Source organism: Bradyrhizobium cenepequi, assembly GCF_020329485.1.
GTDB lineage: Bacteria > Pseudomonadota > Alphaproteobacteria > Rhizobiales > Xanthobacteraceae > Bradyrhizobium > Bradyrhizobium cenepequi.
Map to the genome: position 1 here is coordinate 472,737 of NZ_JAGKJI010000002.1, position 12,890 is coordinate 485,626.

Genomic DNA, 12,890 nt, shown 5'->3' on the forward strand with positions numbered 1-12,890 from the left:
AGAAGCGTTAATGCCGTGGAAGAATCAAGGCGGGGGGCCGTGGGGCTCGGGTCCGAAGGGCCCATGGGGCACCGGTCCGCAATCGACCGGGCCGCGCCCGCCGGATCTTGAGGATCTTCTGCGCCGCGGCCAGGACAAGCTGCAGCAGCTCCTGCCCGGGGGGCATTTCAGCGGCATGGGGATCGCGCTGATCGTCGTGGGCGCGCTCGTGATCTGGGGCTTGTCGGGATTCTTCCGGGTCCAGTCGGAAGAACTTGGCGTCGTCCTGCGCTTCGGCAAGCATGTGCGCACCGTGCAGCCGGGCTTGAATTATCATTTGCCTTATCCGATCGAGACCGTGCTGCTGCCGAAGGCGTTGCGCGTCTCCACCATTTCGATCGGCATGACCCTGATCGACGATCCGGCCCGGCGCGGCCGCACCATGCGTGATGTACCGGAAGAGAGTTTGATGCTGACTGGCGACGAGAACATCGTCGACGTCGATTTCACTGTACTGTGGCGGATCAAGCCCGATGGTGTCGGCGACTTCCTGTTCAATATCCAGAACCCTGAAGGCACCGTGAAGGCGGTGGCGGAAAGCGCGATGCGCGAGGTGATCGGCCGGTCGCAGATCCAGCCGATCCTCACCGGCGCACGCACCACGACCGAGCAGAGCGTGCAGGAACTGATGCAGAAGACGCTCGACACCTACGGCGCCGGCGTTCTGATCGCTCAGGTGCAGCTGCAAAAGGTCGATCCGCCGCAGCAGGTGATCGACGCGTTCCGCGACGTTCAGGCGGCGCGTGCCGACAGCGAGCGGTTGCAGAACGAGGCGCAGACCTACGGCAATCGCGTCGTACCGGAGGCGCGCGGCCGTGCCGCCCAGATTATCCAGGCGGCCGAAGGTTACAAGGAGCAGGCGGTGGCGGAGGCGAAGGGCCAGAGCGCGCGTTTCCTGAAAGTCTATGACGAATACAAGAAGGCGCCCGACGTGACGCGGCAACGCATTTATCTGGAGACGATGGAACGCATCTTCGGTGGCTCGGAAAAGCTCGTCTATGATGGCGGCGGCAACGGGTCCAGCCAGAGCATCGTGCCATACCTGCCGCTGAGCGAACTGACGCCGCGGCGTCCGTCCGCCACCACCGGTCAGCAGCAGGGCGGAGGCACGCGATGAGGTCGCCCGTCACCGGCATCGCCGCGCTGATCATCCTGCTGGTGGTGGTCATCATCGGCTACAGCTCGGTCTTCACCGTCCGGCAGACCGAGCAGGTTCTGGTGGTCCGGCTCGGCGAGCCTGTTCGCATCGTCACCGAGCCCGGCCTCAATTTCAAGGCGCCGTTCATCGATTCCGTGATCTCGCTCGACAAGCGTATCCTCGACCTGGAGAACCCGTCGCAGGAGGTGATCGCCTCCGACCAGAAGCGGTTGGTGGTCGATGCGTTCGCCCGCTACCGCATCAAGAACGCGCTGCGCTTCTATCAGAGCATCGGCACGATCCAGGCGGCTAACGTGCAGTTGACGACGCTCCTGAACGCGGCGCTGCGCCGCGTGCTCGGCGAGGTCAACTTCATCACAGTGGTGCGGGACGAGCGCGAAAGGCTGATGGCGCGGATCCGCGAGCAGCTCGACCACGAGGCCGATGGCTACGGCATCCAGGTGGTCGACGTCCGCATCCGCCGCGCCGACCTGCCGGAGCAGAACAGCCAGGCGGTCTACCAGCGGATGCAGACCGAACGTCAGCGCGAGGCTGCGGAATTCCGCGCCCAGGGCGGCCAGAAGGCGCAGGAAATCCGCTCCAGGGCGGACCGCGAGGGGACCGTTATCGTCGCCGAGGCCAATTCAACCGCTGAGCAGGTGCGCGGCGAGGGCGACGCCGAGCGCAACCGGCTGTTTGCCGAAGCCTACGGCAAGGACGCGGATTTCTTCTCGTTCTACCGTTCCATGACGGCCTATGAGAACGGCCTGCGCGCCAACGACACGCGTTTCCTGTTGCGCCCGGACTCCGATTTCTTCAAATATTTCGGTAGTGCGTCCGGCCATCCATCGGCCGCCAGTCCGTCGGCTGCGGCCGCGGCGCCGAAGCAGCAGTAACCGCATCACGAGGGCGAAGCATCCGCTTCGCCCCTTGGCCAAGAAGAAACGCTCGCGGGAGGTCGCCATCCGATGAGGTCTATAGCGTTCGCCGACTTCCTCATCGGTGTGGGAATTCTGTTCGTGCTGGAGGGCCTGATGTTCGCGGCAAGCCCGACCTGGATGCGGCGCGCGATGAAAAGCGCACTGGCAACCCCGGATAACGTCCTGCGCGTAGTCGGGATTGGATCGGCGGTCGGCGGCTTGATCCTGATCTGGCTGGTGAGGCGGTAAACTAGTTATGCGACTTGGTTGAATCGGTCTGGCCGCAAGTTCACCTCTCCCATCGGGAGAGGTCGCGCCGAAGGCGCGGGTGAGGGGTTACGGTCCCTCGTTAGAGCAGATCCCCTCACCCGGCGCGGAGCCTGTACTCGGACGGCGCGAAGCGCCGATCCGGGTGCGCCGACCTCTCCCTACGGAAGAGGTGAAGCGAGAGGCGACGACGCAGAGAATTGGCGGTCCGGAACCTATCGGCCCAACGCAATCGTGAGCCGCAAGGCGTCGGTTTTTCGCCGAAATGGTTGTCTCAAATGCTTGCGCGGCCACCCCGTTCGGGGGCACTGTGGCCGCAATATTGTGTTGCCTGGAGAGAAGCAGACATGACCGGTGCCAGACCCGCCTTGAGCCGTCGCCTGCGCCTGATGGGAGCTGCGATCGCCATCGGCGCCGCCGGTGTGCTTGCCTCAATGCCCGCGGCCCTCGCGCGAGGGCCCGAAGGCATCGCCGACGTTGCCGAAAAAGTGATCGATGCGGTCGTGAACATCTCGACGTCGCAGACGGTGGAGGCCAAGGGCGGCGGCGCGATGCCGCAACTCCCGCCGGGCTCACCCTTCGAGGAGTTCTTCGACGACTTCTTCAAGAACCGCCGTGGACCCGGCGGCGGCAAGGGCGGGGACAAGAACGGCGAGTTTCAGCCGCGCAAGACCAACTCGCTCGGCTCGGGCTTTATCGTCGATACCTCCGGCATCGTCGTGACCAACAACCACGTGATTGCCGATGCCGATGAGATCAACGTCATCCTGAATGACGGCACCAAAGTCAAAGCAGAGTTGGTGGGCGTCGATAAGAAGACCGATCTCGCCGTCCTGAAGTTCAAGCCGCCGAAGCCGCTGACCGCGGTGAAGTTCGGCGACTCCGACCAGCTCAGGCTTGGCGAATGGGTGATCGCGATCGGCAACCCCTTCAGCCTCGGCGGCTCGGTGACGGCCGGCATCGTCTCGGCGCGCAACCGCGACATCAGCCAGGGGCCCTACGACAGCTACATCCAGACCGATGCCGCCATCAACCGCGGCAATTCGGGCGGCCCGCTGTTCAACCTCGATGGCGAAGTGGTCGGTGTCAATACGCTGATCATCTCGCCGACCGGCGGCTCGATCGGCCTCGGCTTCGCCGTGCCGTCGAAGACGGTCGCTGGTGTCGTGGATCAACTGCAGAAATATGGCGAGCTGCGCCGCGGCTGGCTCGGCGTGCGGATCCAGCAGGTCACTGACGAGATCGCCGACAGCCTCAACATCAAGCCGGCGCGGGGCGCGCTGGTTGCGGGCGTCGATGACAAGGGACCGGCGAAACCCGCGGGCATCGAGCCCGGCGACGTCGTGGTCAAGTTCGACGGCAAGGACGTCAAGGATCCCAAGGATCTCTCGCGCGTCGTCGCCGACACCGCCGTCGGCAAGGGCGTCGATGTCGTCGTCATTCGCAAAGGCAATGAGCAGACCAAGCGGGTCACGCTCGGCCGGCTCGAGGATACCGAAAAGGTGCACCAGGCCAACGCCAAGACCAAGGACGAGCCGGCAGAGAAGCCGGTGACGCAAAAGGCGCTCGGGCTCGATCTTGCGGCGCTGAACAAGGATCTCCGCACCAAGTACAAGATCAAGGACAGCGTGAAAGGCGTGATCGTCACCGGCGTCGATGGCGCCTCCGATGCCGCCGAGAAGCGCCTCTCCGCCGGCGACGTCATCGTCGAGGTCGCGCAGGAAGCGGTTTCCAGCGCCGCAGACATCAAGAAGCGCGTCGATCAGCTCAAGAAGGACGGCAAGAAGTCAGTTCTCCTGCTCGTCTCCAACGGCGACGGCGAACTGCGCTTCGTGGCGCTGAGCGTGCAGTAGCGCTCGTCATTGCCGGGCTTGACCCGGCAATCCATCGTTCAAGGAAGATTCTCTCAAGGTTGATGGATGCCCGGGTCAAGCCCGGGCATGACTATTGATGAGAGAGCCTACCCCTCAACAAACTCATCCCGCCGATAGCCCTGCGCGTAGAGCAGTGCAGAGAGGTCGCCGTAGTCGATCCGCGCCGCCGCGGCGGCTGCGACCGCGGGCTTGGCGCGATAGGCGACGCCGAGGCCGGCCGCCTCGATCATGCCGAGGTCGTTGGCGCCGTCGCCGACCACCAGCGTGTCGATGGCATCGAGGTCGAAGGCCTCGCGCAGCTCGAGCAGCGTGGCTAGCTTGGCCGCACGGCCGAGGATCGGCTCCTTGACCTCGCCCACGAGCTTGCCGTCGCTCGCAATGAGCTCGTTGGCGCGGTTCTCCTGGAAGCCGATCTTGGCGGCGACGACGTTGGTGAACAGCGTGAAGCCGCCCGAGATCAGGCAGGTCCAGGCGCCATGGGCGCGCATGGTCATCACCAGTTCGCGGCTGCCCGGCGTCGGCGTGATCCGCTTTTCGAGGACCTCGTCGACCACGCTGACGGGCAGGTCCTTGAGCAGCGCAACGCGCTCACGCAGCGCCGGCTCGAAGGCGATCTCGCCGCGCATTGCGCGCTCAGTGATCTTTGAGACGTGCTCCTTCAGCCCGGCGAAATCGGCGAGCTCGTCGACGCATTCCTGGCCAATCATGGTGGAATCCATGTCGGCGAGAAAAAGCTTCTTGCGCCTGAAGGCGCGAGGCTGCACCACAATATCGATCGGCAGGTCGCCGCGCGCCTGTTGCAGGCGGGTTTCGATCGCCTTGATATCCTCGCTGCCGTCGAAGGGGATGTCGACGGCGACCTCGTCGAACAGCCACGCTGCCGCGCCGGGCGAGGGCAGGACAGACAGCGCGCCGTCGACGATGGTGGAGTCGAGCGCTGGGTTGGCGGGATTGCAGATGAGGGTGGCGACGAGCGACATGGCGGCGGCTTCGAAAGCTGGGACAAGAGCGGTGCTTATCGCAGGGCCAACCGCCAGCGGCAAGTCGCCGCTGGCGCTCGATCTTGCGCAAAAAGCTCGCGGCGTCGTGATCAATACCGACTCGATGCAGGTCTATCGCGACCTCCGCATCATCACGGCGCGTCCGACGGTGGAGGAGGAGGCGCTGGTGCCGCACCGGCTCTACGGCCATGTCGATGCAGCCGTGAATTTTTCCGCCGGCGCGTGGGTCGCGGACGCTGCGAAGGTGCTTTCCGAGGTGCGCGCCGAGAACCGGCTGCCGATCTTCATCGGCGGCTCGGGCCTGTACTTCAAGGCGCTCACCCGCGGGCTGTCGGCGGTGCCGCCGATCCCTGCCGAAGTGCGCGAGAGCGTGCGCGCGCGGCTCGAGCGCGGCGGCGTCGAGGCGCTGCATGCGGAACTTTCCCGCCGCGACCCCGCCTACGCCGAGCGCCTGAAGCCGCGCGACCGCACCCGGATCGCGCGTGCGCTCGAAGTCGTCGAGGCGACCGGCCGCTCGCTCACTGAATGGCATCGCGACGGTCTGCCGCCGCTGTTGCCATCAGGCGAGTTCGCCGCGCTGTTCCTCGCGCCCGAGCGCGACCAGCTCTATGCGCGGATCGATGTCCGGTTCGAGGCAATGCTGAACGCAGGCGCGCTGGAGGAGGTCGCAACGCTTGCGGCGCGCCATCTCGATCCCCTGCTGCCGGCCATGAAGGCTCACGGCGTGCCGGCATTGATCCGGCACCTGAAGGGCGAGATCACCCGCGAGGAGGCATCCGAGATTGGCCGCGCCGACACTCGCCACTACGCCAAGCGCCAGTTCACCTGGTTCCGCCACCAATTGCCGGAATTCGAATGGGTGGCGCCCGAGACGGCGAGGGGATGGCTCGAGGCGCGCATCTTGTAGCTACGGCGCTTCTGCCATGCACGCAAAAACACTCGCCGAACTTCAGGAACCCCGTTAGACTACGAAAAGTCGCGCTGAACGCGTCCCTGCCTTGACATTCGGGCTTTGGTCGCTATGGTCGCGCGCAACCTTTGGGAAGCCTGAGCCGCTATATGCGTAACATTATTACCAAGCTTATCGTCGTCGTACCCAGGCACACCGCCGGGGATGGCTAGCGGCCATCTGACAGACAGGCGGTGTGCATGGGGGCCTCTCGGGCCCTTTTTTATTTCCCAAATCAAAGACTTAACGCCGCGCAAGAAACAGCGCATCCGGAGCTAGCCATGAAAGACAAGAGCCACGATCCGAACCAGATGACGGGAGCCGCGATGATCGTCCGCGCGCTGATCGATCACGGCGTGCAGCACCTCTTCGGCTATCCCGGCGGCGCGGTACTGCCGATCTATGATGAGATTTTCCAGCAGAGCGAGGTGGAGCACATCCTGGTGCGGCACGAGCAGGGTGCCGGCCACGCGGCCGAGGGCTATGCGCGCTCGACCGGCAAGCCGGGCGTGGTGCTGGTGACGTCCGGCCCCGGCGCCACCAACATGGTGACGGCCCTCACTGACGCGCTGATGGATTCGATCCCGCTGGTCTGCATCACCGGCCAGGTGCCGACGCACCTGATCGGCAACGACGCGTTCCAGGAATGCGACACGGTCGGCATCACCCGCCCCTGCACCAAGCACAATTGGCTGGTGCGCAATGTCAACGACCTCGCGAAAGTCCTGCACGAGGCGTTTTACGTCGCGACCTCCGGCCGCCCCGGCCCGGTCGTGGTCGATGTGCCCAAGGATGTGCAGTTCGCCGTCGGCACCTATCATCCGCCGCGCAAGTCCGACGTGCACGTTTCCTACTCTCCGCGCGTCAAGGGCGATGCGGCCCAGATCCGCAAAGCCGTGGCGCTGCTCGCGTCGGCCAAGCGGCCGGTGATCTATACCGGCGGCGGCGTCATCAATTCCGGTCGTGAGGCGTCAAAACTCTTGCGCGAATTCGTCGAGGTCACCGGCTTCCCGATCACCTCGACCTTGATGGGCCTTGGCGCCTATCCGGCCTCGGGCAAGAACTGGCTGGGCATGCTCGGCATGCACGGCACCTACGAGGCCAACATGACCATGCATGATTGCGACGTCATGCTGTGCGTCGGCGCGCGCTTCGACGATCGCATCACCGGCCGCACCGATGCGTTCTCGCCGGGCTCGAAGAAGATCCACATCGACATCGATCCATCCTCGATCAACAAGAACATCCGCGTCGACGTACCGATCATCGGCGATTGCGGCAACGTGCTCGGCGATCTGCTGCAGGTGTTCAAGGCCGAGGCGAAGCGGCCGGACATCAAGGCGTGGTGGCAGCAGATCGCGCAATGGCGCGCGCGCAACTCGCTGTCCTACCGCAAGAACAACGACATCATCCTGCCGCAATACGCGATCCAGCGCCTGTTCGAGGCAACGCGCGGCAAGGACACCTACATCACGACCGAAGTCGGCCAGCACCAGATGTGGGCGGCGCAGTTCTACGGCTTCGAGGAGCCGCACCGCTGGATGACCTCCGGCGGCCTCGGCACCATGGGCTATGGCCTGCCGGCCGCGGTCGGCGTGCAGGTGGCCCATCCCGACAGCCTCGTCATCGACATCGCGGGCGATGCCTCGGTGCAGATGACGATCCAGGAGATGTCGACGGCGGTTCAATATGAACTGCCGATCAAGATCTTCATCCTGAACAACCAGTACATGGGCATGGTGCGGCAGTGGCAGCAGCTTTTGCACGGCAACCGCCTGTCGCATTCCTATACCGAGGCGCTGCCTGACTTCGTCAAGCTCGCCGAGGCCTATGGCTGCGTCGGCCTGCAGGTGCTGAAGCCGGCCGATCTCGACGGCGCCATCAAGGAGATGATCGCGATCAAGCGCCCGGTGCTGTTCGACTGCCGTGTCGCGGCGCTGGAAAACTGCTTCCCGATGATCCCCTCCGGCAAGGCGCACAACGAGATGCTATTGCCGGAGGAGGCAACCGACGCCGCAACCGCGAGCGCCTTCGCCGGCGGCAAGGCGCTGGTGTGAGATGGACTGATGTTCGATCTTGGACAGCTCGAGCGCGCGCAGGCGATTGTCGGCACCGTGGTGCCGCCGACGCCGCTGCATGCCTGGCCGTTGCTCGCCGAGCGGCTCGGCGCCGATGTCCTGGTCAAGCATGAGAACCACACGCCGACCGGCGCCTTCAAGGTGCGCGGCGGGCTTATCTATCTCGATCGGTTGAAGTGCGAGCAGCCTGATACGCCCGGCATCATCTCGGCGACGCGCGGCAATCACGGCCAGAGTCTCGCCTTCGCCGCGCGTCGTCATGATGTGCCTGCGACGATCTACGTGCCGCATGGCAATTCGGTCGAGAAGAACCGCGCCATGCGCGCCTTCGGCGCCGCGCTGGTCGAGCATGGCCAGGACTTCCAGGCCGCGCGCGAGGAGGCGGTCCGGCGTGCGGAGCGCGCGGGCCTGCACATGGTGCCGTCGTTCCATCCCGACCTGGTGCTGGGCGTTGCGACTTACGCGTTCGAATTGTTCAAGGCCGCGCCCGACCTTGACCTTCTCTATGTGCCGATCGGGCAGGGCTCCGGCATCTGCGGTTGCATCCGCGTGCGCGATCTGCTCGGCCTGAAGACCGAGATCGTCGGCGTGCAGTCGACGGAGGCGCCGTCCTATGCGCTGTCGTTCGCGGCCGGCACCATCGTTACCACCGAGAAGGCCAACACCCGCGCCGACGGGATGGCGACCCGCATTCCTGATGCCGACGCGCTCGCCGTGATCCGCAAGGGCGCCGCCCGCATCGTGCAGGTCAGCGACGGCGAGGTCGGCGCCGCCATCCGCCACTACTGGACCGACACGCACAACCTCGCCGAAGGCGCCGGCGCCGCCGCGCTCGCAGCCGCGCTGCAGGAGAGGAACAGGCTGCAAGGCAAGCGCGTCGGCCTGATCCTGAGCGGCGGCAATATCGATTTTGATCTGTTCCGCCAATGGGTCGGGACGGACGCTGCCATCGCCGGAAGGCCGCTGGCATGACAGAGCATTCCTTAAGGGGACGACCATGAACCAGCCCGCATCAGCCTATTTCCTCGAAGAGCGCCACGACCCGAACGAGACGCACACGCTGTCGGTGCTGGTGCAGAACGAGCCGGGCGTGCTCGCGCGCGTAATCGGGCTGTTCTCCGGCCGCGGCTACAACATCGAAAGCCTCACCGTCTCCGAGACCGAGAGCCAGAAACATCTCTCGCGCGTCACCATCGTCACCACGGGCACGCCGATGGTGATCGAACAGATCAAGCACCAGCTCGACCGCATGATCCCGGTCTACAGCGTCGTCGACATGACGCTGAGCGGCCGATCGATCGAACGGGAGCTTGCGATGGTGAAGGTGCGCGGCACCGGCAACCACCGCGTCGAGGCGCTGCGGCTGGCGGATGCGTTCCGCGCCCGGGTGATCGACGCAACGATCGAGAGTTTTGTGTTCGAGATCACAGGCAATTCCGCCAAGATCAATCAATTCATCGACCTGATGCGCCCGCTCGGCCTTGTCGAGGTGTCGCGCACGGGCGTTGCCGCGATCGGGCGCGGGCCGGAAGGGATGTGAACCATGTTGGCACGCGACTGGTACTACACACAAAGACGCCGCATAGGCATCGATACCGCGGTCGCCTCGATCTATGGCCGGCACGACGATGCCGATCTCCGTGCCCGCCAGACGCTCAAGACGCTCGGCGTCAAGCCGGGCTGGCGTGTCGCCGATATCGGTTGCGGCAACGGCGTACTCGCCTGCGAAGCGGCGCTGATGGGCGCCGATGTCGATGCGATCGACATCTCGCCGGCGATGCTGGCGCTCGCCAACATCTACGCGCGTGACCGCAGGGCGCGCATCCGCACCCAGCCGGCGGGACTTCTGAGTTTTGCCTATCAGCCGGATTCCTATGACCTGATCGTCAGCGAATTCACGCTGCATCATTTGCCGGATTTCTGGAAAGCGGTGGCGCTGTCGCGGATCTTCAACGCGCTGACGCCGGGCTGCGAGTTCTATCTGCGCGACATTGTGTACGTCAGCATGCCCGACGGCCTCGAGCGGGACGTCGAGGGCTGGGCCGATTTTTCCATCAAGAACCATGATTTCGAGCGCGAGGGCGTGATGACGCACATGCGCGACGAATATTCGACCTTCGGTTGGGTCATGGAACGGATGTTGACCGAGGTCGGCTTCACCCTGGTCTCCGCCGACTACCACGCGCCGCTGCACGGCGCTTATCTCCTGCGCAAGCCGAAGCCGGAACAGAAGAGCTAGGGCGTGTCGAGACTGGATCGAGCTATGTCCAGGGTGACGCTGCGCCCCTCTCCCGCTTGCGCCGCTTGCGGGGGAGGGCTGGGGTGGGGGTGTCTCTGCGATGGGACTTTTCGTGGGGAGAGAGCCCTCACCCGGCGCGTACGCGCCGATCTCTCCCGCAAGCGGGCGAGGTGAACGAGTTCGAACAATGAAACCGGCCGACGTCTGCATCGCCGTCATGCTGCTTTCAAGACGTCCACAATCCCAGGCAAAGATTGCATGAGTGGGGCCATGTCGCAGTCGCTTCTCGTTGCTTTCGTCATGTTCGCTGTCGTGATGTTCTTCACGCCGGGGCCGAACAACATCATGCTGCTGTCCTCGGGGCTGACTTACGGCTTCCGTCGCACGGTGCCGCATATGGCCGGCATTACGGTCGGATTTGCGTTCATGGTCGGTGCCGTCGGCCTTGGTCTCGGCACTGTCTTCATCGCCTATCCCGTGCTGCAGACCATCCTCAAATATATCGGCGTCGCCTACCTGATCTATCTCGCCGCGATGATCGCGCTTGCCGAGCCATCCTCGCTGGAATCGGGCGCGAGCGGCGGCCGACCGATGACCTTCTGGGGCGCGGCCATGTTCCAATGGGTCAACGCCAAAGGCTGGGTGATGGTGATCGGCACCATCACGGCCTATGCCGCGATTGCGGCTTTCCCCTGGAATATCGCGATCCAGGTCGGCCTGAGCCTGATCCTCGGCACCTTGTCCTGCATTGCCTGGGCGTTGTTCGGCACCGCGCTGCGGCCGATCCTCACCTCGCGCCTGGCCGTGCGTGCTTTCAATATCGTGATGGCGATCCTGTTGCTCGCCTCGCTCTACCCGGTCTTCATGGACGCATGATGCCGCACCGCGCCATGCGAGAACGGGGTTTCCCCTGAAAGGGAAAATGCTCTAGACAACGCCGGAAATTTCCGGGCGCCCGGCGGTCTGATCCACCTGAAACGCCCAAATCCATCGGCCGATGTTCGGCCCCCCCTCAAGAGGAAACCACGATGCGAGTTTACTACGATCGCGATGCCGACCTGAACCTGATCAAGGGCAAGAAGGTCGCCATCGTCGGCTATGGCAGCCAGGGCCACGCCCATGCGCTCAACCTGAAGGATTCCGGCGTCAAGGAAGTGTCGATCGCACTGCGTCCGGGCTCGGCCTCGGCCAAGAAGGCGGAAGCTGCCGGCTTCAAGGTGCTGAGCGTGGCTGACGCCGCCAAATGGGCCGACCTCGTGATGATGCTCACCCCGGACGAACTGCAGGGCGACATCTATCGCGAGCACCTGCACGACAACATGAAGAAGGGCGCGGCGCTGGTGTTCGCGCACGGCCTCAACGTGCACTTCAACCTGCTCGACCCGCGTCCCGATCTCGACGTCCTGATGATCGCCCCGAAGGGCCCTGGCCACACCGTGCGCTCCGAATATCAGCGCGGCGGCGGCGTGCCCTGCCTGATCGCGATCGCCAAGGATGTTTCCGGCAACGCGCACGATCTCGGCTTGAGCTATGCCTCGGCGATCGGCGGCGGCCGCGCCGGCATCATCGAGACCACCTTCAAGGAAGAGTGCGAGACCGACCTGTTCGGCGAGCAGGTGGTGCTGTGCGGCGGCCTGGTCGAGCTGATCAAGGGCGGCTACGAGACGCTGGTCGAAGCCGGCTATGCGCCGGAGATGGCCTATTTCGAGTGCCTGCACGAAGTGAAGCTGATCGTCGACCTGATCTATGAAGGCGGCATCGCCAACATGAACTACTCGATCTCCAACACCGCCGAATATGGCGAATACGTCACCGGTCCCCGCATCGTGACTGCGGAGACCAAGGCCGAGATGAAGCGCGTTCTCGCCGACATCCAGGGCGGCAAATTCGCCCGCGACTGGATGCTGGAGAACAAGGTCAACCAGACCTCGTTCAAGGCCACCCGCGCCAAGCTCGCCACCCACCCGATCGAGGAAGTCGGCGCCAAGCTGCGCGACATGATGCCCTGGATCAAGAAGGGCGCGTTGGTCGACAAGACGAAGAACTAAGAAGAAGCGGACGCCGTAGGGTGGGCACGGCGCAAGCGCCTTTGCCCACCTTCATATGGGGATTTGTGAGTCAAGGCCTTTCGATTGGCTTGAGTGAGGTTGGCACGGTGCGAGGGCGGCGCGCGGAGCCATGCGTAGCGCAGCGCGCCGACCGTGTTCCGGGCGAGGATTGGCTTCCGAAGATTTCTGCAGCTCACTGCATCACCTCATATCCGGTCGGACTGGTGTGGTCCGGACCCACATTCCGCATGCTTGCGGCGAGGAAGCCCTGAGGATGAGACCCATCTACAAAACGGCTGTTTGTTCGGCCCATGGGTGGCACGGTCATCATCCATCC

Annotated in this window: 12 protein-coding genes; 11 read left to right on the top strand and 1 reads right to left on the bottom strand. The window is 64.4% G+C overall.

Translation table 11 applies throughout. The features are described from left to right. The first annotated feature begins 10 nt into the window (after positions 1-10). The 4 genes from hflK (at position 11) to J6497_RS05485 (ending at position 4,217) form a co-directional block, all read left to right on the top strand. Entirely contained in the window at positions 11-1,156 is a 1,146-nt protein-coding gene (gene hflK, locus J6497_RS05470; protein ID WP_225703196.1) for an FtsH protease activity modulator HflK, read from the top strand. After that, on the top strand, positions 1,153-2,073 hold the full coding sequence (gene hflC, locus J6497_RS05475; protein WP_225703197.1) for a protease modulator HflC: 921 nt from the start codon (positions 1,153-1,155) through the stop codon (positions 2,071-2,073). The genes hflK and hflC overlap by 4 nt, the downstream gene beginning before the upstream one ends. A gap of 72 nt (positions 2,074-2,145) precedes the next feature. Then, positions 2,146-2,346, top strand: a complete 201-nt coding sequence (locus J6497_RS05480) for a DUF2065 domain-containing protein (RefSeq protein ID WP_225703198.1) — start codon at positions 2,146-2,148, stop codon at positions 2,344-2,346. A 365-nt stretch (positions 2,347-2,711) separates the two neighbouring features. Continuing rightward, positions 2,712-4,217 carry a Do family serine endopeptidase gene (locus J6497_RS05485; RefSeq protein WP_225703199.1) on the top strand — a complete coding sequence of 502 codons (1,506 nt, stop codon included), beginning with the start codon at positions 2,712-2,714 and terminating at the stop codon, positions 4,215-4,217. Between the two features lie 107 nt (positions 4,218-4,324). Here J6497_RS05485 and serB read toward each other — a convergent pair whose 3' ends face one another. Then, positions 4,325-5,218, bottom strand: a complete 894-nt coding sequence (gene serB / locus J6497_RS05490) for a phosphoserine phosphatase SerB (RefSeq protein ID WP_225703200.1) — start codon at positions 5,216-5,218, stop codon at positions 4,325-4,327. Between serB and miaA the strand changes: the two genes are divergently transcribed. The 7 genes from miaA to ilvC all read left to right on the top strand — a co-directional run bounded on the left by miaA (position 5,217) and on the right by ilvC (position 12,553). Then, on the top strand, positions 5,217-6,146 hold the full coding sequence (miaA, locus tag J6497_RS05495) for a tRNA (adenosine(37)-N6)-dimethylallyltransferase MiaA (protein ID WP_225703237.1): 930 nt from the start codon (positions 5,217-5,219) through the stop codon (positions 6,144-6,146). The two genes, serB and miaA, sit on opposite strands and share 2 nt — an antisense overlap. A 323-nt stretch (positions 6,147-6,469) precedes the next feature. Next, complete coding sequence (locus tag J6497_RS05500; protein WP_225703201.1) at positions 6,470-8,245, top strand: acetolactate synthase 3 large subunit; 1,776 nt, start codon at positions 6,470-6,472, stop codon at positions 8,243-8,245. Positions 8,246-8,254: 9 nt separating this feature from the next. Next, positions 8,255-9,238, top strand: a complete 984-nt coding sequence (locus J6497_RS05505) for a threonine dehydratase (protein ID WP_225703202.1) — start codon at positions 8,255-8,257, stop codon at positions 9,236-9,238. A 25-nt stretch (positions 9,239-9,263) separates the two neighbouring features. Continuing rightward, a complete protein-coding gene (ilvN, locus tag J6497_RS05510; RefSeq protein WP_225703203.1) occupies positions 9,264-9,806 on the top strand; it encodes an acetolactate synthase small subunit in 543 nt (180 codons plus the stop codon). A gap of 3 nt (positions 9,807-9,809) precedes the next feature. Beyond that, entirely contained in the window at positions 9,810-10,505 is a 696-nt protein-coding gene (locus J6497_RS05515; protein ID WP_225703204.1) for a class I SAM-dependent methyltransferase, read from the top strand. Positions 10,506-10,775: 270 nt separating this feature from the next. After that, complete coding sequence (locus tag J6497_RS05520) at positions 10,776-11,381, top strand: LysE family translocator (protein ID WP_225703205.1); 606 nt, start codon at positions 10,776-10,778, stop codon at positions 11,379-11,381. A 152-nt stretch (positions 11,382-11,533) separates the two neighbouring features. After that, positions 11,534-12,553, top strand: a complete 1,020-nt coding sequence (gene ilvC / locus J6497_RS05525; protein WP_225703206.1) for a ketol-acid reductoisomerase — start codon at positions 11,534-11,536, stop codon at positions 12,551-12,553. Positions 12,554-12,890: the final 337 nt, after the last annotated feature.